This is a genomic window from Streptomyces sp. NPDC037401, from assembly GCF_055602345.1.
On the sequence record NZ_JBVJWO010000040.1, the window covers coordinates 1 to 25,614 of the forward strand.

8 protein-coding genes are annotated in these 25,614 nt (G+C 72.2%); 7 read left to right on the forward strand and 1 reads right to left on the reverse strand.

Annotated elements, in window-relative coordinates; genetic code table 11:
• Positions 1-280: 280 nt before the first annotated feature.
• The 7 genes from ACZ7H1_RS31620 (at position 281) to ACZ7H1_RS31650 (ending at position 23,548) form a co-directional block, all read left to right on the forward strand.
• Positions 281-1,468, forward strand: a complete 1,188-nt coding sequence (locus ACZ7H1_RS31620; RefSeq protein WP_470791264.1) for an NAD(P)/FAD-dependent oxidoreductase — start codon at positions 281-283, stop codon at positions 1,466-1,468.
• Positions 1,469-1,513: 45 nt separating this feature from the next.
• Positions 1,514-9,292: an amino acid adenylation domain-containing protein gene (locus ACZ7H1_RS31625; RefSeq protein WP_470791265.1), complete on the forward strand. Its 7,779-nt coding sequence runs from the start codon at positions 1,514-1,516 to the stop codon at positions 9,290-9,292.
• A 14-nt stretch (positions 9,293-9,306) separates the two neighbouring features.
• Complete coding sequence (locus tag ACZ7H1_RS31630) at positions 9,307-17,085, forward strand: amino acid adenylation domain-containing protein (protein ID WP_470791266.1); 7,779 nt, start codon at positions 9,307-9,309, stop codon at positions 17,083-17,085.
• 4 nt (positions 17,086-17,089) lie between these two features.
• A complete protein-coding gene (locus tag ACZ7H1_RS31635; protein WP_470791267.1) occupies positions 17,090-20,908 on the forward strand; it encodes a non-ribosomal peptide synthetase in 3,819 nt (1,272 codons plus the stop codon).
• 101 nt (positions 20,909-21,009) lie between these two features.
• Positions 21,010-21,729 (forward strand): thioesterase II family protein, encoded by a 720-nt coding sequence (locus ACZ7H1_RS31640; RefSeq protein ID WP_470791269.1) that lies wholly within the window; start codon positions 21,010-21,012, stop codon positions 21,727-21,729.
• 107 nt (positions 21,730-21,836) lie between these two features.
• Entirely contained in the window at positions 21,837-22,790 is a 954-nt protein-coding gene (locus ACZ7H1_RS31645) for an ATP-binding cassette domain-containing protein (protein WP_470791271.1), read from the forward strand.
• The gene (locus ACZ7H1_RS31650) at positions 22,787-23,548 is read left to right on the forward strand and encodes an ABC transporter permease (RefSeq protein WP_470791273.1); all 762 of its coding nucleotides are present in this window, start codon (positions 22,787-22,789) and stop codon (positions 23,546-23,548) included. The genes ACZ7H1_RS31645 and ACZ7H1_RS31650 overlap by 4 nt, the downstream gene beginning before the upstream one ends.
• 243 nt (positions 23,549-23,791) lie before the next feature.
• On the opposite strand, the gene ACZ7H1_RS31655 is transcribed toward ACZ7H1_RS31650, so the two are convergent.
• Positions 23,792-25,312, reverse strand: a complete 1,521-nt coding sequence (locus ACZ7H1_RS31655; protein ID WP_470791275.1) for an FAD-dependent monooxygenase — start codon at positions 25,310-25,312, stop codon at positions 23,792-23,794.
• Positions 25,313-25,614: the final 302 nt, after the last annotated feature.

Here is a 25,614-nt window from a genome sequence, read left to right on the forward strand (position 1 = left end):
CCCCCCCCCCCCCCCCCCCCCCCCCCCCCCCCCCCCCCCCCCCCCCCCCCCCCCCCCCCCCCCCCCCCCCCCCCCCCCCCCCCCCCCCCCCCACGGCGCCGGCGCGCATTCCTCCGCCCGGCTCTGTTTATCCCGCAAGTGCGGGTCGCTAGCATCGAATTCATGCTCGGCAGCGGCTTTTCCGTCCGCTGCGCCGATAGCTCCCTCAATCGCCATGGCTCATCCGGTTTGCGGCTGCGTTGAGGCAAAAAATCATCTGTAAAAGAAAGGCGGAGGCGCCATGTACGACGTGATTGTCATCGGTGCCCGTTGTGCGGGCTCGCCGACGGCCATGCTATTCGCGCAGCAGGGTTACCGCGTTCTGCTCCTGGAAAAGGCGCGGTTCCCCCAGGACACGCTGTCCTCGCACTACCTCCACATGGAGGGCGTCGCGCTGCTCAACCGCTGGGGGCTGCTCGACAAGCTCCGTGACGCGGGCTGCAAGCCGATCACCAAGCAGGTCTACGAGGGTCCCGGCGTCCGCATCGAGGGCTTCTCCCTCCCGATCGACGGCCTGACGGCCACGTACGCGCCGCGGCGCTTCGTGCTCGACCCGATCCTCGCCGAGGGCGCCGTCGAGGCCGGCGTCGACTTCCGCGAGGGCTGCGCCGTCAACGACCTGCTGTGGGAGGACGACCGGGTCGTCGGCGTGCGCTACACGCTGCCCGGCGGAGCCGAGGCGACGGAACGGGCGCGCCTGGTCGTCGGCGCGGACGGCATGCGCTCGCTGGTGGCGCGCAAGGTCGGCGCCGAGAACGTCATCGAGCACCCGCGGCTGACCTGCACGTACTACAGCTACTGGGCCGGCGTTCCCTCGGACTTCGAGCTGTACGAGCAGCCGGGCCACTGGATCGGCGTCATCCCCACCAACAACGACCTCACGCTGCTCATGGCCTACTTCCCGCAGGCCGACTTCGGCCAGGTCCGCAAGGCCGTCGAGCCCGCCTACCTCGAGGCCTTCCGCACGACGTCTCCCGAGCTGTGGGAGCGCATGCAGGCGGGCGAGCGCGTGGAGCAGCTGTACGGCACCGGCCACCAGGACAACTACTTCCGCAAGGCCCACGGCCCCGGGTGGGCGCTGGTCGGCGACGCGGTCAACCACAAGGACTCCATCACCGCCCGCGGCATCACGGAGGCCTTCGTCCAGGCCCGGAACCTCACCGAGTTCATCGGGGACGGTCTGCACGACGACGCCAAGCTCCGCTCGGCGCTGCGGCGCTACGAGAGCGAACTGAGCAACGACGCCCTCAGCCACTACCAGGGCGCGCTCAACGTCGCCGAGCTCAAGCCCGAGGGCCGGGTCGACATGCTGAAGAAGCTGGTCGGCCACCAGGAGCACATCGACCGCTACTTCTCGACCCTGTCGGGAGCGTGCTCCATCGACGACTTCTACAACGACGAACTCCTGACCCTGCTCGACCAGAGCTGAGTCACAGCCCACCCCGCTCCCTGGTTTGCCGATTTTGGAGAAACAATGATCCCGTTGTCGTTCGCCCAGCGTCGGCTGTGGTTCGTGGACCGGTTCGAAGGCCCTTCGCCGACCTACAACGGCGCTTTCGCCCTGCGGCTGACCGGTGAGCTGAACGTGGGTGCGCTGGAGACGGCGCTCCGCGACGTCGTCGACAGGCACGAAGTCCTCCGTACGGTGATCGTCGAGGACGAACACGGCGTCCCGCACCAGCAGGTGCTGGACTCCGGTGAGAAGACGGTCGGCCTGCCGGTCATCGAGGTCGCCCCGCAGGAGCGGGCGGCCGCGGTCGACCGGGCGGCCAAGGAGACCTTCGACCTGGCCGCCGACGCGCCGATCCGCGCCACGCTGCTGCGCACCGCACCGACCGAGCACACCCTCGTGCTCGTGGTGCACCACATCGCCCTGGACGGCGAGTCCCTCGGGCCGCTGCTCCGCGACCTCACCGAGGCGTACGAGGCGCGCCGGGACGGGAACTCCCCGGTGTGGGAGCCGCTCCCGGTGCAGTACGCGGACTACACGCTGTGGCAGCAGGACGTGCTCGGCGACGAGTCCGACCCGGACAGTCTCGCCGCCCGCCAGCTGGCGTACTGGCGCGAGGCCCTGGCCGACATGGCGCAGCCGCTGGCCCTGCCGACGGACCGCCCGCGCCCGCAGCGCACGAGCTCCGCCGGCGACCTGGTCCAGTTCCCGATCGGCGCCGAGCTGCTCGCGGCCGTGGAGGAGCTGGCCGCGGAGCAGGACATCACCGTCTCCATGGTCATGCAGTCGGCACTGGCGGTGCTCCTGCACCACCTCGGGTGCGGCGACGACATACCGCTCGGCGCGCCGATCGCGGGCCGCACCGACGAGGAACTGCGGGACCTCGTCGGCTTCTTCGTCAACACCTGGGTGCTGCGCGTCGACCTCTCCGGCAACCCGACCTTCCTCCAGCTCCTCGACCGGGTGCGGGACCGCGCGCTCGCCGCGTACGACAACCAGGACATGCCGTTCGAGCGGCTCGTGGAGCTGCTGAACCCGGACCGGTCCATCGCCTACCACCCGTTCTTCCAGGTGATGCTCGCCTGGCAGGAGCCGGTGGGGACCCTGCCGTTCGCCGGCCTCGAGGTCGAGTCCGAGACCCTCGAGACCGGCACGGCCAAGTTCGACCTGTTCTTCAACATGATCCCGGACACCGCGGGCGGCGCGGGTGTCCGTCTGGAGTACGCCACCGACCTGTTCGAGAAGGACACGGTCGAGGCCCTCGGCAGCCGGTTCGTGCGCGTACTGAGCGAGCTGGTGGCCGACTCGGGCCGCACCATCGGCGGGATCGACGTGCTCGACGACGCCGAGCGGGACCGGCTGCTCACCGAGTTCAACGGCACCACCGCGACGGTGTCCGAGCTGACGGTCCCCGAGCTGTTCGAAGCCCAGGCGGCCCGGACGCCGGACGCCCAGGCGATCGTGTGCGACGGCCGGACCCTGACCTACCGGGAGCTCGACGACCGGGCGAACGCCGTCGCGTGGGAGCTGGTCCGGCGCGGCGCCGGCCCGGAGGACCTGGTGGTCCTCGCGCTGCCGCGCACCGAGGACCTCGTGGTCGGCCTGCTCGGCATCCTCAAGTCCGGCGCCGGCTACGTGCCGATGGACCCGCAGTACATCGCCGGACGCGCGGAGACCGTGCTGTCCGAGGCACGCCCGCGTTTCGTGGTCACCGACACCGCCACGGCGCAGGAGCTGCCGCAGAACGACATGTCGAGCGTCAACCTCGACCTGCGCGCCGAGTGGGAGACGCCCGCGGGGGCGCCGGACAACTCCGGCCGCACCTCGCCGCTGGGTCCGGACAACCTGGCGTACGTGATGTACACCTCCGGCTCCACGGGCAAGCCGAAGGGCGCGGCGATCACCCACCGCAGCGTCGTCAACGGCGTGCAGGAGCTGGTGCGCGTCCTCGACGCGCCGGCCGGGTGGAAGATGCTCGCCGGCACCTCCGTGAACTTCGACGTCTCCGTCTTCGAGCTGCTGACCACCCTGTCCACCGGCGGCACGGCCGAGGTCGTGCCGAACGCCCTGGCGCTCGCCGAGCGGGACGCCTGGGACGGCCAGGTCATCAGCGGCGTCCCGTCGGTCCTCGGCGAACTGGCCGGTCACCTGGAGAAGGCGACCGACGTGCGCACGGTCGTGTTCGCGGGCGACGTGCTCCCGGGCCGGCTGGTGCGCCAGGTCCGCGAGGCCCTGCCGGGCGTGCAGATCGTCAACTCCTACGGCCAGAGCGAGAGCTTCTACGCCACCACCTTCTCCCTCGCGGGCTCCGCGGAGTGGGCGGAGGGCGACGTCGCACCCATCGGCACACCGCTGGGCAACATGCGCGCCTACGTGCTGGGCCCGGGCCTGACCCCGGTGCCGCAGGGCGTGATCGGCGAGCTGTACGTGGTCGGCACCTGCCTCGGCCGCGGCTACCACGGCCGTCCGGGCCTGACCTCCGAGCGCTACGTGGCGAACCCGTTCGGCACCGGCGAGCGGATGTACCGCACGGGCGACCTCGCCCGCTGGAACGCTCAGGGCGAGCTGGAGTGCGTCGGCCGCGGCGACGGCCAGGTGAAGGTCCGCGGCTTCCGCATCGAGACGGCCGAGGTCGAGGCGGCGCTCACCGCGCACCCCGGCATCACCGAGGCCGTGGTGATCAGCCGCGACGTGCCCTCGGGCGGCAAGCGGCTCGTCGCCTACGTCGTCCACGTCGGCGAGGGCGCCGTCGGCGACGACGGCGCCGGCGGTATCGGCGACGTCGACGTGCAGGCCGGCGCTTCGGCCGCCGAGCTGCGCAAGTTCGTCGCGGCGCGGCTGCCCGACTACATGGTCCCGTCCGCCTTCGTGGCCATCGGCAAGCTGCCGCTCGGCCCGACCGGCAAGCTCGACCGCTCGGCCCTGCCCGAGCCGGAGTACCTGGGCGAGGCGTACCGCGAGCCGCGCACCGAGGCCGAGAAGATCATCACCGCGGCGTACGCGGACGTGCTCGGCGTGGACCGCGTCGGCGTCGACGACGACTTCTTCGCCGTGGGCGGCGACAGCCTGCGCTCGATCCAGGTCGTGGCGCGCACCCGCTCCCGGGGCCTGAACGTCACCACGCGCGAGATCTTCGAGTGCCGTACGGCGGCCCGGCTGGCCGAGGTGGCCGCCGACCGCCGGGACGAGGTGCCCGCGCTCGTGGAGCTCGAGGGCGGCGGCGTCGGCCCGATGGCGCTGCAGCCGGTGGCGCAGCACGTGTTCGAGCACGGCGGCGGGATCAACCGCTTCGCCATGTCGATGGTGCTGGAGCTGCCCACGGGCATCGACGAGACCCGGCTGGCCGCGACGCTGGACGCCGTGCTCGACCGGCACGACCTCCTGCGCGCGCAGCTGGTGCGCGGCCCGGAGTCCTCCGTCGTCGTGCGTCCGCAGGGCGCCGTGCGGGCGGCGGACCTGATCCGCCGCGTTCCCGTCGCCGGCGGGTGGGACGACCCCGCCGCGCTGGAGACGGCGAAGGCGGAGCTGGAAGCCGCGGCCGACCGGCTCGACCCGGAGGCCGGCACCGTCGCCGACTTCGTCTGGTTCGCCGCGGACTCGGGCGCCGGCAGGCTGCTCGTGGTGCTGCACCACCTGGTGGTGGACGGCGTCTCCTGGCGCATCCTCATGTCGGACTTCGCCGAGGCGTGGCAGCAGGTCCGATCCGGCGGGACCCCCGAGCTGCCCGAGGTCGGCACGTCGGCCCGCCGCTGGGCGGCGGCGCTGGAGTCCGAGGCCCTCTCCCCGGAGCGGGAAGACGAGCTCGACTACTGGCGCGACGTGCTCGAGTCGCCCAACCTCCCCCTGGGCGAGCGGGCGTTCGACCCGGCCGTGGACGTGATGTCCACCCTCGACACCGTGCGCGTGCAGCTGCCCGCCGACGTCACCGAGGCCGTGCTGACCAGGCTTCCCGCCGCGTTCAAGGGCACCGGCACCGACGTGCTGCTCGCCGCGCTCGCCCTCGCGGTGAACCGCTGGCGCGGTGACGACCGCTCGACGCTGGTCCGGCTCGAAGGACACGGCCGCGAGGAGGACGCCGTCCCCGGCGCCGACCTCTCCCGCACCGTCGGATGGTTCACCAGCATGTACCCGGCCAAGGTCGCGGTGCAGGGCGTGGACCTGGCCGACGTGCTGGCCGGCGGCCCCGCGGCCGCGAAGGCGGTCAAGCTGGTCAAGGAGCAGCTGCGCGGGGTCCCGGACAAGGGCCTCGGGTACGGCCTCCTGCGCTGGCTGAACCCGGAGACCGCGCCGCAGCTCGAGGAGTACGCGGCGCCGCAGATCGGCTTCAACTACCTCGGCCGGATCTCCGACGCCGATGTGCCCGAGCACCTGCGCGCCGAGGGATGGGTCCCGGCGGACTGGTCCTCGGAGCTGATCCCGATGCCCGACCCGGACCTGCCCGCGCTGTCCGCGCTGGAGGTCAACTCGGTCGTCACGGACACCGCTGACGGCGGGCGGCTGCAGGCGGTCTTCATGTTCCCCACCGGGGTCCTCTCCCGCGAGCGGACCGCCGAACTGGCCGAGCTGTGGGTCGAGGTGCTGCACGGCATGGCCGCGTACGCCGCACGCCCCGACGCCGGCGGGCTCACCCCCTCGGACGCCCCGCTCGTCACGGTGAACCAGGACGAGATCGACGACTGGGAGGAGCGCTACGGCCGCCTGGTCCAGGTGTGGCCGCAGGCCCCCGGCCAGTCCGGCATCCAGTTCCAGGCCGCACTCGCCGACGGCACCTTCGACGTCTACCACATGCAGTTCCTGATGCACCTGACCGGGCACGTGGACCCGGCGCGGATGCGGGCGGCCGGGCAGGCGCTCCTCGAGCGGTACCCGAACCTGCGCTCCGCGTTCGTGACCGGCGCCGACGGCGACCCGGTCCAGATCGTGGCGGAAGACGTCGCCGTGCCGTGGCAGCACATCGACCTCACCCACCTCGGCGAGGCCGAGCAGGACGCGGCGGTCGACAAGGCCCTGGCCGACGACCGGACCGAGCAGCTCGACCCCTCCCGGCCGCCGCTGTTCCGCCTGGCCCTGCTCACCTGCGGGCCGCAGAAGGCCAAGCTCATCATCACGGCGCACCACACCCTGTTCGACGGCTGGTCGTCACCGCTGGTGATCAAGGACCTGGTCCGGCTGTACGCCGCCACCGAGGAGCTCGCCCCGGTCCGCAGCTACGGCGACTACCTGGGCTGGCTGTCCAAGCAGGACCGGGACGCGTCGGCCGCCCGCTGGAAGGACGAGCTCGACGGCTTCGAGCAGCCCACCCTCATCGCCGCGGACCTCCCCGAGAAGGGCGAGGCGTCCCGCCTCGGCCGCGTCGAGGTCCCGCTGTCGATCGACAAGGGGCGCGAACTCGCCCGGCGCGCCGCGGAACTCGGCGTCACCCTGAACACGCTCCTCCAGGGCGCGTGGGCGGTCCTGCTCTCGAAGCTGACCGGACAGGACGACGTGGTCTTCGGCGCCGCCGTCAACGGCCGCCCGGCCGACCTGGTCGGCTCGGACGAGATGGTCGGCCTGTTCATCAACACCCTGCCGACCCGGGTGCGCTGCCGGCCGGACCAGACCGCGGGCGAGGTCATCACCGACCTGCAGGACCGGCAGATCTCCCTGCTGGACCACCACTACTACGGCCTGGCCGACATCCAGCGCGGCGTCGGTCTGCCCTCCCTCTTCGACACCATCGTCGTGTTCGAGAACTACCCGATCGACCGCGAGGGCATGGTCGAGGCGAACGACTCGGCCGGCTTCACGATCGACGCCATCCGGCCGTTCGCCGGCTCGCACTACCCGCTCACCCTCAACTCCGCCGACCCGTACCTGCGGCTCTCCCTCGACTACCAGACCAACCTCTACGAGCGCGACGCGGCCGAGGAGATCGCCGCCCGGCTCGTCCGGGTGCTGGAGCAGGTGCTCGAGGACCCGCAGACGCCGGTCGGTGCCCTGGAGGTGCTGGCGGCGGACGAGCGGGACTGGCTGCTCAAGGGGATCAACGACACGGCGCGTCCCGTGGCGGCGGACACCCTGCCGGATGCCTTCGAGGCGCAGGCGGAGCGCGAGCCCGACCGCGTGGCGCTGATCGGCGAGCACGAGACCCTGACCTACGGCGAGTTCAACCGGCGCGCCAACCGCCTGGCCCACTGGCTGGTCGAGCAGGGCGCGGGCCCCGAGCGGCTGGTCGCCGTGAAGATCCCGCGCTCCGTGGACCTGATGGTGGCGATCTACGCGGTCGTCAAGGCCGGTGCGGCCTACGTGCCCATCGACACCGAGCTGCCCGAGGACCGGGTACGGCTCGTCCTGGACAGCGCGAAGCCGCTGCTGGTGCTCGACGCCGACCTGCCGGACGTCTCCGGGTACCCGGAGACCAACCCCGAGCGGGCGCTGACGCCGGACAACGCCGCGTACGTCATCTTCACCTCCGGCTCCACCGGCCGCCCCAAGGGCGTGCAGGTGGCCCACCGGTCGATCTCGAACCGCCTGAAGTGGGGCCTGTCGCACTTCGACGTCGGCGTCGACGACCGGGTGCTGCTGAGCACGACGGCGAGCTTCGACGTGTCGGTGCCCGAGATCTTCGCGCCGCTCCAGGTCGGTGCCGCCGTGGTCATCGCCCGTCCGGACGGGCGCCGTGACCCCGCCTACCTCGCCGACCTGATCCGGCGCGAGGGTGTGACCGGCGCGGACTTCGTGCCCTCCCTGCTGGAGGCGTTCGTCAACGAGCCCCTGGCCAAGGAGTGCAGCAGCCTGCGCTGGATCGAGGTCGCCGGCGAGGCGTTCCCGCCGGCCCTGGCCAACAGGACCGCCGAGCTCCTGCCTGACCTCGGGGTGCACAACCTCTACGGCCCCACCGAGGCGTCCGTCGAGGTCACCGCGTACCAGCACGTGCCGGGCGCGGACCGGGTGCCGATCGGCGCCCCGGTGTGGAACACCCAGGTGTACGTGCTCGACGCGGCGCTGCGCCCGGTCGCCCCCGGGGTGTCCGGCGAGCTGTACCTGGCCGGCACCGGGCTCGCCCGGGGCTACCTCAACCAGCCCGGCCTGACCTCGGACCGCTTCGTGGCCTGCCCGTTCGGCGAGCCGGGGACCCGGATGTACCGCACCGGCGACGTCGTGCGCTGGAACCGGGACGGCCAGGTCGAGTACATCGGCCGGTCCGACTTCCAGGTCAAGCTCCGCGGCTTCCGCATCGAGCTCGGCGACATCGAGCAGGCGATCGCCGCGCACCCGGACGTCGACAGCGCCGTGGCCCTGGTGCGCGAGGACCGCCCCGGCGACCAGCGCCTGGTCGCCTACGTCGTGCCGGCGGGCGGCAAGGCCCCGGCCCAGCTGGACCTGACGGCCCTGACGGACCTGGCCCGGGAGAACCTGCCGGAGTACATGGTCCCCTCGGCGATCGTGCCGCTCGCCGAGCTCCCCTCGACGCCGAGCGGGAAGCTCGACCGCAAGGCGCTCCCCGCACCGGACCTCCAGACGGAGGCCGCGGCGGCCGGACGAGAGCCGCGCAACCACAACGAGGAAGTCCTCTGCCGGCTGTTCGCCGAGCTGCTGGGTCTGCCGGAGGTCGGCATCGACGCCGACTTCTTCGACCACGGCGGGCACTCGCTGCTCGCGACCCGGCTGACCGGCCGCATCCGCAACGAGCTCAAGGTCGACGTGAAGGTCACCACCGTGTTCCGCAGCCCGACGGTCGCCCAGCTGGCCGAACAGCTCGAGAAGACGGGCACGTCGAACCGCCCCCAGCTGCGCCCGATGCTGCGCCCCATGAACGTGTAGGTAGGAGTACCTCGATGATCCCGTTGTCCTTCGCACAGCGCCGGCTGTGGTTCCTCCACCGACTGGAAGGCCCGTCCGCGACCTACAACATCCCGTTCGTCCTGCGCCTGGAAGGGCCGCTGGACACGGCGGCCCTGGCCGCGGCCGTGACGGACGTCGTCACCCGGCACGAGAGTCTGCGCACCCTCGTCGTCGAGAACGAGGACGGCACCCCGGAGCAGAAGGTCCTGCCCCCGCAGGAGGCGGCCCTCCAGTTCCGGGTGGTCGACGTGGCCCCGGACGCGGTGGACTCCGCCGTGCACGAGGCCGGGTGCGAAGGCTTCGACCTGGACACCGAACTGCCCCTGCGGACCACGGTCCTCCGTGTCTCCGAGCAGGAGCACGTGCTGGTGTTCGTGTTCCACCACATCGCCGCGGACGGGGCGTCGATGGCGCCCTTCATGCGGGACTTCCTGTCCGCGTACTCGGCCCGCAGCCAGGGCGGTGCGCCGGACTGGACCCCGCTTCCGATCCAGTACAAGGACTACACGCTGTGGCAGCGCGAGGTCCTCGGCGACGAGGAGGACCCCGAGAGCGTCGCCGCGGCGCAGCTGGACTACTGGCGCCGCGAACTGGCCGAGGTCCCGCAGCCGGTCCAGCTCCCGCTGGACCGGCCGCGGCCGACCGCGGCGAGCCACGACGGCGGCTTCGTCGACTTCGAGCTGGACGCCGACCTGCTGGCCGGCGTCCAGAAGCTGGCCTCCGGGCGCGGGGCCACGGCGCCGATGCTCGCCCAGAGCGTCCTCGCGGTGCTGCTGCACCACCTCGGGGCCGGCAACGACCTGACCATCGGCAGCCCCATCGAGGGGCGCGCCGACGAGCAGCTCGACGACCTGATCGGGTTCTTCGCCAACACCTGGGTGCTGCGCGTCGACCTGTCGGGCAACCCCACGTTCGGCGACCTGCTGGAGCAGGTCCGCGACCGGGCGCTCGCCGCGTACGACAACCAGGACGTTCCCTTCGAGCGCCTGGTGGAGCTGCTGAGCCCGGACCGCACCACCGCGTACCAGCCGCTGTTCCAGGTCATGCTGGCCTGGCAGTTCGAGTGGTCGCAGATCGAGACCCCGGGACTGCGGATCACCCCCGTCCCGGCGGGCACCGGCACCGCGAAGTTCGACCTGTTCTTCAACATCGTCCCGTCCCCGGCCGGCGGTGCGATCGGGCGCCTGGAGTACGCGGCCGAGCTGTTCGACCACACCACGGCCGAGAGCCTCGTCGACCGCTACGTGCGCGTGCTGCGCCAGGTCGTCGCCGACTCCGGCACGCGGCTCGGCGCGGTGGACGTGCTCACCGACGCCGAACACGAGCTGCTGGCCAAGGTCAACGAGACCACGGTGCCCGTGCCCGCGGCGACGGTGCCGGAGCTCGTCGCCGCCCAGGCGGCGCGCACCCCGGACGCCACCGCCGTGGTGTCCGGCGGCACCGAGCTGTCGTACCGGGACCTCGACGCCCGCGCCGGCCGGCTGGCCGCGGTCCTGCGGGACCACGGCGTCGGGCCGGACGTCCTGGTCGCCGTGGCCCTGCCGCGCTCCGCGGACCTGGCGGTCGCACTGCTGGCCGTGCTCAAGGCCGGCGGCGCCTACCTGCCGATCGACCCGGGCTACCCGTCCTCGCGCATCGGCCTCCTGCTGGAGACCGCCGGGCCGGCGCTCGTGCTCACCGACCGCGAGGCGGCGGCAACCGTCGCGGGCGCCCGGCCGCCGGTCCTCCACCTCGACGGCCTGGACCTCGACGGCCCGGACCTCGACGGCCCCGCGGCCCCGGACGCCGGCATCACGCCGGACAACCTGGCCTACGTGATGTTCACGTCGGGCTCCACCGGCACGCCCAAGGGCGTCGCCATCACCCACGCCGGCGTCGTCAACGGCGTACGGGACCTGCGGCAGACCGTGCAGGTCGAGGCGGGCTCCCGGATGCTCGCCGCGACCTCCGTGAACTTCGACGTGTCCGTCTTCGAGATCTTCACCGCGCTCACCGCCGGTGCGACCGTCGAGATCGTCCGCGACGCCCTCGAACTCGGCGAGCGCGGCAGCTGGTCGGGCACGACCATCAGCGCCGTGCCCGCGGTGTTCTCCGCGCTGCTCGACCAACTCACCGACGGTACCGACGGTTCCGACGGCCTGCAGCTCGACGTGGACACCGTCGTCTTCGCCGGCGAGGCGCTCTCGGCCGACCTCGTCGGCAAGGTCCGCCGGGCCCTGCCCGCCACGCGCGTCGTCAACGCGTACGGGCAGACCGAAAGCTTCTACGCCACCACGTACACCGTCCCCGAGGACGTGGCCGGCACCGGTGCGATCCCGGTCGGGCAGCCCCTCGCCAACATGCGCGCCTACGTACTCGGGCCCGAGCTCACCCCGGTCGCACCCGGCGTGATCGGCGAGCTGTACGTCGGCGGCCTGGTCGCCCGCGGCTACCACCGCAACGGCGCCGTCACCGCCGAGCGCTTCGTCGCCTCCCCCTTCGGTCCCGCCGGCGCGCGCATGTACCGCACCGGCGACCTGGCCCAGTGGGACGAGAACGGCCTGCTGAAGTACGCGGGACGCGCCGACACCCAGGTCAAGGTGAACGGCATCCGCGTCGAGCCGACCGAGATCGAGACCGTCCTCGCCCAGCACCCCGGGATCGGCCAGGCCGTCGTCACGGTGTGCGAGGACCCCGGCGGCACCGCGCGGCTCGTCGGCTACGTGGCGCCCGCGGGCGCCACGGAAGGCGGCGCCGGCCCGGACGCGGCCGTCTCGGCGACCGAGCTCCAGCGGTTCGCGGCCAAGCGGCTGCCGGACTACATGGTGCCCGCCGTCTTCGTGGTGCTGGACCGGCTGCCGCTGAACGCGAACGGCAAGCTGGACCGGGCCGCGCTGCCCGCGCCGGAGTTCGCGAGCGCCGAGTACCGCGCACCGCGCAACGAGGCCGAGCGGGTCCTCGCCGAGGTGTACGCGGACGTGCTCGGCGCCGAGCGGGTCGGCATCGACGACGACTTCTTCACCAGCGGCGGCGACAGCATCCGCTCGATCCAGGTCGTCGCGCGCGCCAAGACGCGCGGCGTCGTGGTCACCACCCGGGAGATCTTCGAGCAGCGCACCGTCGCCCGCCTCGCCGAACTGGTCGAGGGCCGGGAGGAAGAGGAGCCGGTCGTCCTGGCCGAGCTGCCGGGCGGCGGCGTGGGCTGGTCCCCGCTGCCCCCGACGGGCGCACACGTGCTCGCGCTGGGCGGCGGCATCGGCCGGTTCTGCATGTCCGCGCTGCTCACCCTGCCCGAGGACATCGACCGCACCGGGCTGCTCGCCACCCTCCAGGCCGTGCTGGACCGGCACGACGTGCTGCGCTCCCGGCTCGACCGGGAGAAGCCGGGCCTGCAGATGCAGCCCGCCGGAAGCGTGGACGCCGGCGCGCTGGTGCGCGAGGTGCGCTACGCCGACGCCGACCCGAAGGCCGAACTGGACGCGGCCGCGGACCGGCTCGACCCGGACGCGGGCGTCATGGCCCAATTCGTGTGGTTCACCTCCGACACGGAGGCCGACCGCCTGCTGATCGTGCTGAACCACCTGGTCGTCGACGGCGTGTCCTGGCGCATCCTGGTGCCGGACCTGGCCGCCGCGTGGAAGCGGGTCCGCGAGGGCCTCGCCCCGGAAACGGCGCCGCAGGGCACCTCGCTGCGCCGGTGGATGCACGCCCTGGCCGACGAGGCGGCCACCCCGGAGCGGGTGGCGGAACTGCCCCTGTGGCAGGGGATCCTGGGCGGCGAGGAGCCCGTGCTCGGAGCACGGGAGGTGGACCCGGCGCGCGATGTCACGTCCACCGTGGACACGCTGCGCATCCAGGTGCCGGCCGACGTCACCGCGGCCCTGCTGAACACGGTGCCCGCGGTGTTCCGCGGCGGCGCCGACGACGGTCTGCTGACCGGTCTGGCGCTGGCGCTGGCGCAGTGGCGCCGCAGCCGCGGCGTCTCCGGGGACTCGACGCTGGTCCGCCTCGAAGGACACGGCCGCGAGGACCACCTCGTGCCCGGCGCCGACCTGTCGGGCACCATCGGCTGGTTCACCGCCATGTACCCGGTGCAGCTGGACCTGGCGGGCATCGACATCGCCGACGCGTTCGCCGGCGGCCCCGCCGCCGGCCGGGCGGTCAAGGCCGTCAAGGAACAGCTGCGCGCCGTGCCCGACAACGGCATGGGCTACGGCCTGCTGCGCCACCTCAACCCGGAGACCGCCGAGGCGCTCGCCGGCCGCCGGGAGCCGCAGATCGGCTTCAACTACCTGGGCCGGGCCTCCAGCGCGGACATCCCCGAGGAGCTGCGCGGCCTGGGCTGGGCGCCCGACACCACGCACCAGGACCTCATCGCCGCTCCCGACGCGGACATGCCGGTGCTCTCGGCGCTGGAGATCAACGCCGTGGCCACCCCCGGCGCCGGCGGGGAGGAGCTCACCGCCTACTTCGGCTTCCCGGCCGGCGTGCTCTCGCGCGACGAGGTCACCGAGCTGGCCGGACTGTGGGTCGAGGCGCTGACCGCCCTGGCCCGGCACGCCGCGACCCCGGACGCCGGCGGTCTCACCCCGAGCGACGCACCCCTGGTCACGGTGGGCCAGCAGGAGATCGACACCTGGGAGGCCGGGTTCGGCAAGCTGGCCGCCGTATGGCCGACCACCCCGGTGCAGGCCGGGATGCTCTTCCACACGATGCTGGCCACGTCGTCGTTCGACGCGTACCACATGCAGCTGGTGTTCCACCTGTCCGGCGAGGTCGACCCGGAGCGCATGCACCGGGCCGCGCAGGCACTGCTCGCGCGGCACGCCAGCCTCCGCGCGGCGTTCGTCGACCGGGCGGACGGCGACGTGGTGCAGGTGGTGCCGGAGACGGTGTCCCTGCCGTGGCAGTACCTCGACCTGACCGCCTTCGGCGAGGCGGAGCGGACCGAGCGGTTCGAGCAGTTCCTCGCCGACGACCAGGGCGCCCACTTCGACGTCGCCGCCCCGCCGCTGATCAGGCTGGCGCTCGTCGTCCTCGAGCACGGCCGCGCCGAGCTCGTGATGACCGCCCACCACGTGCTGATCGACGGCTGGTCCATGCCCCTGCTCATGCAGGACCTGCTGCTGCTCTACGCGTCCGGCGGCGACCCGGCCGGGCTGTCCGCCCCCCGCGACTTCGGCGAGTTCCTGGCCTGGCGCGCCCGGCAGGACGAGGAGGAGACCGCCCGGGTGTGGGCCGCCGAGCTCGAGGGCGTCGAGGAGCCGACCCTGCTCGCCCCCGGCTCCGAGGGCGCGGGCGAGGGCGTCGGCCAGGTTGACGTAGCCCTCCCGGAAGACGAGGCCCGCATCCTGGGCCGGCGCGCCACCGAGCTGGGCGTCACCATCAACACCCTGGTGCAGAGCGCCTGGGCCCTCCTGCTCGGCCAGCTCACCGGCCGCCAGGACGTGGTGTTCGGCGCCACCGTCTCCGGGCGTCCGCCTGCCGTGACGGACGTCGACTCGATGGTCGGCATGTTCATCAACACCCTGCCCGTACGCGTCGAGTACGCGCCCGGCGACACCCTCGCCGAGGTGCTCACCCGCCTCCAGAGCCGGCAGGCCGGCCTCCTGGACCACCACTACCACGGGCTCACCGAGATCCAGCAGTCGGTCGGACTGAAGTCCCTCTTCGACACGCTGGTCGTCTTCGAGTCGTACCCGGTCGACGAGGAGGGCATCAGCGCCGCCTCCGACGCCGCGGACGGGATCACCTTCACCGGCCTGCGCGCGTCCACGGCCACCAACTACCCGATGACCCTGATGGCGGCCGCCGCCCCGCACCTGCAGCTGTTCCTCCAGTACACGCAGGGCGTCTTCGACCGGGACGCCGTGGAGGTGATCGCGGACCGCCTCGTGCGGATCCTGCGGCAGCTCGCGGCCACCCCCGCACTGAAGACCGCGGACGTCGACATCCTCGACCCGGCCGAACGCGACCGGCTGCTCGTCGAGTTCAACGACACCGCCGTCCCGGCGCCGGACGTCACCGTCAACGGGCTCGTCGAGGCCCAGGCCGCGCGGACCCCGGACGAGGTCGCCGTGGTCGCCGGGGACGAGCAGCTCACGTACCGCGAGCTGGACGCCCGGGCCGACCGCCTGGCGCACGCACTCGCCGGACGCGGGGTGGGCCCGGAGTCGGTCGTCGCGGTGTCGCTGCCGCGCTCGGCGGACCTGGTGGTCGCCCTGCTCGCGGTCCTGAAGGCGGGCGGTGCGTACCTGCCGGTCGACCCCAAGTACCCCAGCCACCGCCTCGCGGCCATCCTCGAGGAGGCGCAGCCGCGCCTCGTCCTGACGGACTCCGCGACGGTCGGGGTGCTGCCGGAGCACACCGCGCCGGACGTCTTCCTCGACACGCTCGACCTGTCCGGGGACGGCGCCGCCCCGGCGCTCGCGCCCGGCGCGGACCGGCTGGCGTACGTCATCTACACCTCCGGCTCCACGGGCAAGCCGAAGGGCGTCGCCATCACCCACGGCAACGTGGTCAACGGCGTCCTTCAGCTCGCGTCCCGCGTGGGCATGGAACCGGGCAAGCGCCTCCTCGCGGGCACCTCGGTCAACTTCGACGTCTCGGCGTTCGAGATCTTCACGACCCTCGCCTGCGGCGGCGTCGTCGAAGTGGTCCGGGACGTCCTGGTCCTGGGCGAGCGCAAGGAGGGCTGGAGCGGCGGCGTCATCTCCACCGTGCCGTCCGCCTTCGCCGAACTCGTCGACGAGATCTCCGGCCGCACCGGCGTGGAGACGGTCGTCTTCGCCGGCGAGGCCCTGCCCTCGTCGCTCGTCGAGAAGACGCGCAACGCCTTCCCCGGCGTACGGATCGTCAACGCCTACGGGCAGAGCGAGTCGTTCTACGCCACCACCTTCACCATCGCCGGCGACACGCAGGACGGGGCGGGCAGCGCACCCGTCGGCACCCCGCTCGGCAACATGCGCGCCTACGTCCTCGGCCCCGGCCTGGCCCCGCTGCCGCAGGGCGCGGTCGGCGAGCTGTACGTCGGCGGAAACGTCGGCCGCGGCTACCAGGGCCGCGCCGAACTGACCGCCGAGCGCTTCGTCGCCGACCCGTTCGGCCCGCCCGGCGCGCGCATGTACCGCACCGGTGACCTGGCGCGCTGGAACGCCGACGGCCGGCTCGAGTACGCGGGCCGCGGAGACGCACAGGTCAAGGTGCGCGGCTTCCGCGTCGAGCCCGGCGAGGTCGAGGCCGCGCTCACCGCGCACCCCGGCGTCGCGCAGGCCGCCGTCATCGCCTGCGACGGGCGCGGCGGCAGCGCGAGCAAGCTCCTGGTCGCGTACGTCGTGCCCGCCGACGGCGACGGCAGCGCCCTGACGACGAAGGACCTGAACGGCTTCGTCTCGGAACGGCTGCCGGACTTCATGGTCCCGTCCGCGTTCATGCTCCTCGACCGGCTGCCGCTCACCCCGAACGGCAAGCTGGACCGGGCCGCGCTGCCCGAGCCGGAGTTCACCGGCGCCGAGTACCGGGCGCCGCGCACTCCCCGCGAGGAGACCCTGGCCGCGCTGTTCGCCGAGGTGCTCGGTGTGGACCGGGTCGGCATCGACGACGGTTTCTTCGAACTCGGCGGCCACTCCCTGCTCGCCACCCGCCTGATCAGCCGGGCCCGCGCCGAGATGGGGATCGAGATACCCATCCGGAAGATCTTCGACCTGCCGACGGTGGCCGAGCTGGCCGCCTGGGCGCAGGAATCTGCTGCTCCCCGTCGTCCCAGCCTGCGCCAGATGGTCGTAAAGGACTGAACTGATGATGATTCCGCTGTCATTCGCACAACGCCGCTACTGGCTCCTGCACCAACTGGAGGGCGGGGAGACCTGGAACATGTCCTCGGCCCTGCGGCTGACCGGACCGCTGGACCAGGAGGCCCTGGCCGCCGCGCTCCACGACGTGGTCGACCGTCACGAGATCCTGCGCACCACTTACGTGGCGGATGACAGCGGTGAGCCCCATCAGCGGATCCTGCCGACGGCAGAGGCACTGGTGCAGCTGCCGCTGCCGGTGGTCGACGCGTCACCCGAGGGCGTCCACGCCGCGATCGACGCGGCCGTCGCGCACACGTTCGACCTGGCGGCCGAGGTCCCGATCCGGGCGACCCTGCTGCGCGTCGCGCCCGAGGAGCACGTCCTGGTCCTGGTGATCCACCACATCGCCACGGACGGCAGCTCGGGTGCGCCGCAGGCCCGCGACCTGGCCGCCGCCTACGCCGCCCGCAAGGACGGCCGGGCGCCGGCCTGGGAGCCCCTGCCGGCGCAGTACAAGGACTACACGCTCTGGCAGCGGGAGGTGCTCGGCGACTTCGCGGACCCGGGCAGCATCGGCGGGCAGCAGGTCGCGTACTGGCGTGACGAGCTCGCCGGCGTGCCGCAGCCGCTGCCCCTGCCGCTGGACCGCCCGCGGTCCGAGGAAGTCAGCACGGACGGCGACACGGTCCGCTTCGAGGTGAAGCCCGAGGTGGCGACCGGGCTGGAGAAGCTGGCCGCCGACCGCGGCGCGACCATGTCGATGGTCGTGCAGTCCGCGCTGGCCGTGCTGCTGTCCAAGCTCGGCGGCGGGGACGACGTGCCGATCGGCTCCCCGATCGCCGGGCGGACCGACGAGGCCCTGGCCGACCTGATCGGCTGCTTCGTCAACAACCTGGTCCTGCGCGTGGACCTCTCCGGCGCCCCGTCCTTCGCCGACCTGCTCACGCAGGTCCGGAACAAGGCGCTGGCCTCCTACGAGAACCAGGACGTGCCCTTCGACGTCCTGGTCGAGGAGCTCAACCCCGAGCGGTCCACGGCGTACCGCCCGCTGTTCCAGGTGATGTGCGGCTGGCAGAACTTCGCCAAGCCGACCTTCGACTTCGCCGGCCTCGACGCAGAGTTCGTGCAGGCCCTCACCTCGAAGGCCATGGTCGACCTGTTCTTCAGCATGACCATGGACGACGCCTCGGGGACGCTGTACGGCGACATCCAGTACGGGACCAAGCTGTTCGACCGGGACACCGTCGAGGACATGGGCGAGCGGTTCGCCCGCGTCCTGGAACAGGTCGCGGCCGACCCGGCGCTGTCCGTCGGGGACATCGACGTACTCGGCGCGCAGGAGCGCGAGCGGCTGCTGGTCGAGGTGAACGACACCGCCGAGCCGACCCTGGAGCAGGGCCTGCTGGCGGCGGTGCACGCACAGGTGCAGGAGAGGCCCGACGCCCTCGCCGTCATCGGCGAGGAGGACTCCCTCACCTACCGCGAGCTGGACGCACGCTCGAACCGGCTGGCCCACTGGCTCGTCGGCCGGGGCGTGGGACCCGAGTCGCTGGTCGCCGTGGCCCTGCCCCGGACCGTGAACCTGATCGTGGCGCTGTTCGCCGTGCTGAAGGCCGGCGGGGCCTACGTGCCGATCGACCCCGAACACCCCCGCTCACGCATCGACTTCGTCCTGGAGCAGGCCGACCCGGTGCTGGTGCTCGACGCCGACACCCTGGCCGCCGCGGACTGGTCGGCGTACCCCGACACGGCGCCGGACGTTGCCGTCCACCCGGACAACACCCAGTACGTGATCTACACGTCCGGCTCGACGGGCACCCCCAAGGGGGTCGCCATCCCGCGCGGCGCGCTCGCGAACTTCATCGCCTCGGTGCAGAAGCGGTTCCCGCTGTCGCCGGCCGACCGGATGCTGTTCAGCACGACCGTGTCGTTCGACATGGCCAACACCGAGCTGTACCTGCCGTTCGTCTCCGGCGCGACCATGGTCCTGGCGAAGAAGGAAACCGTCACCGAGCCGTCGGCCGTGCTGGAGCTGATCGGGCGCCACGGGGTCACCGTCGTCCAGGCCACGCCCGGTTTCTGGCAGATGCTGCTCACGCACGAGCCGGACGCCGCGAAGGGCCTGCGGATCATCACCGGCGCGGAGGCCGTGCCGGTACGCCTCGCCGAGACCCTCGCCGAGCAGGCCGCCGAGGTCGGCAACTGGTACGGCCCGACCGAGACCACCACCTGGTCGACCATGGCGCCCATCGAGGAGGGCGAGGGCGTGGTGATCGGGTCGCCGGTCGGGAACACCCGGGTCTACGTGCTCGACGCGCGCCTGCGCCCCGTCCCGCGCGGCGTCCAGGGCGAGCTGTACATCGCCGGCGACGGCCTGGCCCGCGGGTACCAGGGCCGGCCGGACCTGACCGCCGAGCGGTTCGTGCCCTGCCCGTTCGGCCCGGCCGGCGCCCGGATGTACCGCACCGGCGACCTGGTCCGGTGGGACCGCAAGGGCGCTCTGGAGTACGTCGCGCGCACCGACTTCCAGGTGAAGGTCCGGGGTTTCCGGATCGAGCTGGGCGAGATCGAGCACGTGCTGAGCGGGCATCCCGGTGTGGCGCAGGCGGCGGTCGTGGTCCGCGAGGGCCGCGAGGGCGACAAGCGCATCGTCGGCTACGTCGTGCCCAAGTCCGACGACGCGGCGGCCGCGGCACCGGACGCCCCGCTGTTCGCCGAGCTGAACGTGTACCTGCGTGCGCGCCTGCCGGAGTACATGGTCCCGTCCGCGGTGGTTCCGCTCACCGAGATCCCGCTGACCCCGAACGGCAAGCTCGACCGCCGGGCCCTGCCCTCGGAGGACACGAACGTCCTGGTCGGGCGCGAGCCGCGGAACGCCCACGAGCGGAAGCTGTGCGCGCTGTACGCCGAACTGCTCGGCCGCGAGAAGGTCGGCATCGACGACGGCTTCTTCTCGCTCGGCGGCCACTCGCTGCTGGCCACCCAGCTCAGCGCCCGCATCCGCCGGGAGTTCGACGTCGTCATCCCCCTCAGAACGATCATCAGGTTCCCGTCGGTGGCAGAGCTGGCCGCGCTGCTCTCCGGCGCCACCCACGGCGGTGACCACGCCGACCCGTTCGACATCGTGCTGCCGCTCAACGCCGACCCCGGCACGGGCAAGGAGCCGGTGTGGTTCTTCCACGGCGGCGGCGGCCTGGGCTGGGCGTACTACAGCTTCGTGCCGTTCGTGCAGAACCGGGCGGCCTACGCCCTGCAGTCCCGCGGCTCCAACGGCGTGGACCCGCTGGCCGGCTCCGTGCAGGAGATGGTCGAGGACTACGTCTCCGAGATGCTGAAGATCCAGCCGGAGGGCCCCTTCCACCTCGTCGGCTGGTCCTACGGCGGCACCGTCGTACAGGCCGTCGCGGACCGGCTCGACCGGCTCGGGCACGAGATCGCCTTCGTGGCCATCCTGGACTCCCAGCCCGGCGGCCACGGCTTCACGGCGATCCACCAAGGCAAACAGCTGTCGGAGTACCGGGCCGAGCTCGACGACTACTTCGGCCGGTACATCGGCGTCGACAACCAGGAGGAGTTCCTGGACCGCATGGCGCGGGTGCTGGCCAACAACATGGGCCGGATGATGGCGTTCGAGTCCCCGGTCTACCGCGGCGACGTGCTGTTCTTCAGCGCGACCGAGCAGGAGGAGCAGTACGACCACCTGTGGCGGCCGTACGTTCAAGGCAACCTCGAGGTCCACGAGGTCCGCGCCGTGCACCATGAGATGAACATGCCCGGACCCGTGGCCGAGGTCTTCGAGGTCCTGAACCGGAAGCTGGCGTAGCGACCGTAGGCCCGTCTGCCGTTCCCGGTCCGTGCGCACCGGAATCTTTCAACAAACGATCCAATGGATGATTGGGGTTGGTCGGGGTGTCAGAACCCGGCGTGTCCGCCGAACTCGGGGACCGGACCACGCTGCTGTGCGTGCCGTTCGCGGGAGCAGGTCCGTCGTTCTTCCACCCGTGGCGGGACCTGTCCGCCGGACGCTGGCGCGTCACGTCGGTCGAGCTGCCCGGCAGGGAGCGGCGGATCCTCGAGGAGCCGTACCGGAACGTCATCGAGGCGGCCAAGGGCTCGCTCGACGACATCGTCGCGGACCTCGGCGAAGGGGCGCGGGTCGTGCTGTTCGGGCACAGCCTGGGCGCGGTGCTCGCGTACGAGCTGGTCCACCTGCTGACCGCGCGCGGCGTGCACGTCGAGCGGCTGGTCGTCAGCGGTTCGCCGGGCCCGTGGACCCAGCGCGAGCGCCGCGCGTCGGGGCTCGAGGACGAGGAGTTCCTCGCCAGGGTCGAGGAGTTCGCGGGCTTCCGCCACGAGGCCCTCGACCACCCGGAGATGCGCGAGCTGATCCTCCCCGTGCTGCAGGCCGACTGCGAGATGCACGAGAACTACGTGCCGAGCACCGACGACCCGGTCACGGTGCCCATCACCTCGCTGCGCGGCGCCGTCGACGGCCTGGTCACCGCGGAAGAGGGCCGGCAGTGGCAGGCGGCGACCACCGGCGAGTTCACCTACGTGGAGTTCCCGGGCGACCACATGTACCTGGTCGATCTCGGCCGGGAGGTTCTGGACGTGATCGAAGCGGAGTCCGCCGGCAGCCGCTAGCGCGGTGGTTGGCGACGGATCGAACGGTCCTCTGACCAGGGCGTGGCTTGAGCGCCGTGTCAGGGATGCGACAGGTGCGTAACAGGCCCGGAGAGGAAAGTGGAGGCATGAGAAGTTCAGCGATTGCAGTTTCAGGGCTGCGCAAGGCATATGGCGACAAGGTCGTGCTCGACGGCATCGACTTCGATGTCGCCGCGGGTTCGGTCTTCTCCCTGCTCGGCCCGAACGGGGCGGGCAAGACGACGACGGTCAACATCCTGACGACGCTGATGAAGCCCGACGCCGGCACGGTGCGGGTCGCCGGGCACGACGTGGCGACCGCGACCAAGCAGGCGCGCGCGGCCATCGGCGTGACCGGTCAGTTCGCTGCGGTCGACGACCTGCTCTCGGGCCGGGAGAACCTGCAGCTGATGGCGGACCTGAAGCGTGTGCGGGGCGGCGACAAGCTGGTCACGAGCCTGCTGGAGCGCTTCGACCTGGTGGAGTCGGCGGACAAGCTGTCGGCGACCTACTCCGGCGGTATGCGCCGCAAGCTGGACCTGGCGATGACGCTGGTCGGCGACCCGGAGATCATCTTCCTGGACGAGCCGACGACGGGTCTCGACCCGCGCAGCCGGCGCACCCTGTGGGGCATCGTCCGCGAGCTCGTCGCCGACGGCACCACCATCTTCCTCACCACCCAGTACCTCGAGGAAGCCGACCAGCTCGCCGACCAGATCGCGGTGCTCAACCAGGGCCGCCTGGCCGCCCAGGGCACCCCCGACGAGCTCAAGCGCCAGATCCCCGGCACCCACGTGCAGTTCCGCTTCGCCGACCACTACGAACTCGACGCGGCGGCCCGGATCCTGGTCGAGGCCACGCGGGACGACGACGAGCTCATGCTGCGCGTGCCGAGCGACGGCGAGACCAGGTCGTTGCGGGCCCTGCTGGACCGGCTCGACGCCCACTCGATCGACGCCCAGGAGTTCTCGGTGCACCGGCCGGACCTGGACGACGTCTTCCTCGCCCTCACCGACAACTCGAGCACCGAGCACAAGAGCAAGGAGGCGATCGCACAGTGAGCACTGTCTCGACGCCGTTGGCCGATGCGGCGATCATGCTGCGCCGCAACATCAAGCACAACGTGCGCAACCCCATCACGATGTTCAACGCCGTCCTGGTCCCCATCGTGATCATGCTGATGTTCGTCAAGGTCTTCGGCGGCGCGTTCAGCGTCGGCACCGACTACATCGACTACGTGACGCCGGGTCTGCTCGTGATGGCCATCAGCTACGGGCTCTCGGCCACCTCCACGGCCGTGAACTCCGACATGACCAAGGGCGTCATCAACCGCTTCAAGGTCATGGACGTCTCCCGCAGCGCCATGCTGACCGGCCACGTCGTCATCACGACGGTGCGCGCCCTGGCGGGCTCCGCGGCCATCGTCGCCGTGGCCTTCGCGATGGGCTTCAGCCCGGAAGCGAGCGCTGCCGACTGGCTCGGCGTGATCGGTGTCATCGTGCTCGTCAGCATCGCGACCGGCTGGCTCACCGTGGCCATGGGGCTTGCCGCGAAGACCGCGGAGTCGGCCGGCATGGGCGCCGTGCCGCTGATCATGCTGCCGTTCCTCAGCACCGCGTTCGTCCCCGCGGAGTCGATGGGGGCCGGCGTGCGCCAGTTCGCGGAGTACCAGCCCTTCACCCCGATCATCGAGACGCTGCGCGGGCTGCTCGAGGGAAACCCGTCGAGCGGCGACGCGACCGCGGCCGTCGCCTGGTGCGTCGGGTTCACCGTCATCGGGTACGCGTGGGCGGTCTCCACGTTCAAGAAGCGGGCGTGACCACACCCGGTTCGAGGCAGCCCCCACCAGCTCGGGCCAGGTCGGCCCGACCGGTCGGGGCCCCGTCCACCACAGCCGCCCCGGCGAAGTCGCCGGGGCGGCTTCGTGCGTTCCGCCGCCCGGCCCCGTACGACGACGACGGCGGCGGCCGCCGGGACCGTGGTGGTCCCGGCGGCCGCCGTCGTCGTCGTGTGCCCCGGCCGGCCCGCGGCCTCCCGCGGGCCGGCCGTTGCCGCAGGCGCCTCAGCCCTGCCGGGCCGGACCGAACCAGGTGGTGAGCGCGGTCCGCAGCTCGGCGGCGTCGAGGGCCTCGCCGGCGTCGGCCGCCCAGGCGACATGGCCGTCGGGGCGGATCAGGACCGCGGCGGGAGCGGGGATCTCGCCGATGCCCGGTACGGGCCACTCGTCGTCCTCGCTGCGCGCCTCGACGAAGTCGACGCGATCGGCCCAGCCCCCGGCGACCGCCGCCAGCTCGGCGCTGCCGCTCAGGTCGAGCAGGACCGCGTGGCCGTCGTGCAGCAGCTCGTAGACGCAGCCGGCGCCGTCGGACGTCTTGATGTCGGCGTCGGGGACCCGGCGGCCCGCCAGCTGGTGGTGGCCGTCGACCGGGTAGCGCAGGTCCAGCGCGTTCAGCATGTGGCGCAGACGCGTGTTGACCTCGTCGAACACCATGAGCTCGCTGAAGACGTCGCGCAGCGCGTCCGTCTGGGCGCCCGGCCGGGCCAGGGCCGCCTGCGCGCGGGTGTTGTGCAGCACGCGCTCCCCCACGGGGTGGCGCTCGGCGTGATAGGTGTCCAGGAGGCTCTCCGGCGCCTTGCCGAGCACCACCGACGCGAGCTTCCAGCCGAGGTTGACCGCGTCCTGCACGCCCATGTTCAGGCCCTGCCCGCCGGCCGGGAAGTGGATGTGCGCCGCGTCGCCCGCGAGCAGCACCCGGCCCTGCCGGTACTGCGCGGCCTGCCGCGCGGCGTCGTTGAAGCGGGAGATCCACCGCGGGCTGTGCATGCCGAAGTCCGTGCCCGCCAGCCGGATCAGCGCCTCCCGGAGCTGCTCGAACGTCGTGGGCTCGTCGCGGTCCACGACGCGGTCGTACTCCGAGGTGATGACCCGGAACCAGCCCGAGCCCGGTTCGAAGGAGACCGCCGAGTAGTCGCCGCCCGCGACGCGCCGCACCCAGATGTAGTCCTCGGTCAGACCGGGGAGTTCGACGTCGCCGATCAGCGAGGTCATCGTCGGCGCGGTGCCGGGGAAGTCGATGCCCGCCGCCTTGCGCACGGTGCTGCGCCCGCCGTCACAGCCCACCAGGTAGCGGGCGCGCAGCGTCGGCGCGTCCGGCGCCGCACCCAGCTCGACGGTGACGCCGTCCTCGTCCTGGTGCAGCCCGGTCACCTCGGAGGACCTGAGCATCCGCACGCCGAGCTCGCCGGCCCGCTCCTCGAGCAGTTCCTCGATGGCGGACTGCAGGATCATCAGCGGGTAGGGGTGCCTCGACTCCGACTCGTCGAAGTCTAGAAAGAGAGCGGAGAAGTGGCCCACCGGCTGCAGTTCGCCGACCTCGAGGAAGCGGTCCAGGATTCCGCGCTGGTCCAGCACCTCCAGGGTGCGGGAGTGGATCCCGCCGGCCCGGGACTCGCCCGTCCGCTCCGGGAGCCGGTCGGCCACGACCACGTCGACGCCCGCCAGCCGCAGCTCGCAGGCGAGCATCAGGCCCGTCGGCCCGGCGCCCGCGATCACCACGTCAGCATCGATGTCCCTGTTTCCCACGTCGTTCCCCTCATTCCACTGCGCCTCTAACGTCGTTGAATCACCTTCACGTTCACTGAACGTGAATCAGCCGGTCAATAAACGCCGTGCCAGGACGAGGCAAGCCGCTGTCGAACTTGCCCTGTCCCGCCGGCGGGACGGTCCTGGGGAGCGCCGCCGGGGAGGCCGGCCGGTGCACTCTCAACCCCATCGGCCGACGGGCACCGGACACCACGAGCACCGGTGTGATCGGACGCGAATTCACGCGAGACTCGGTCCGGCCGTTCAAAGAATTCTGTCTCGCCGGCGGGACAGTGCAGCAA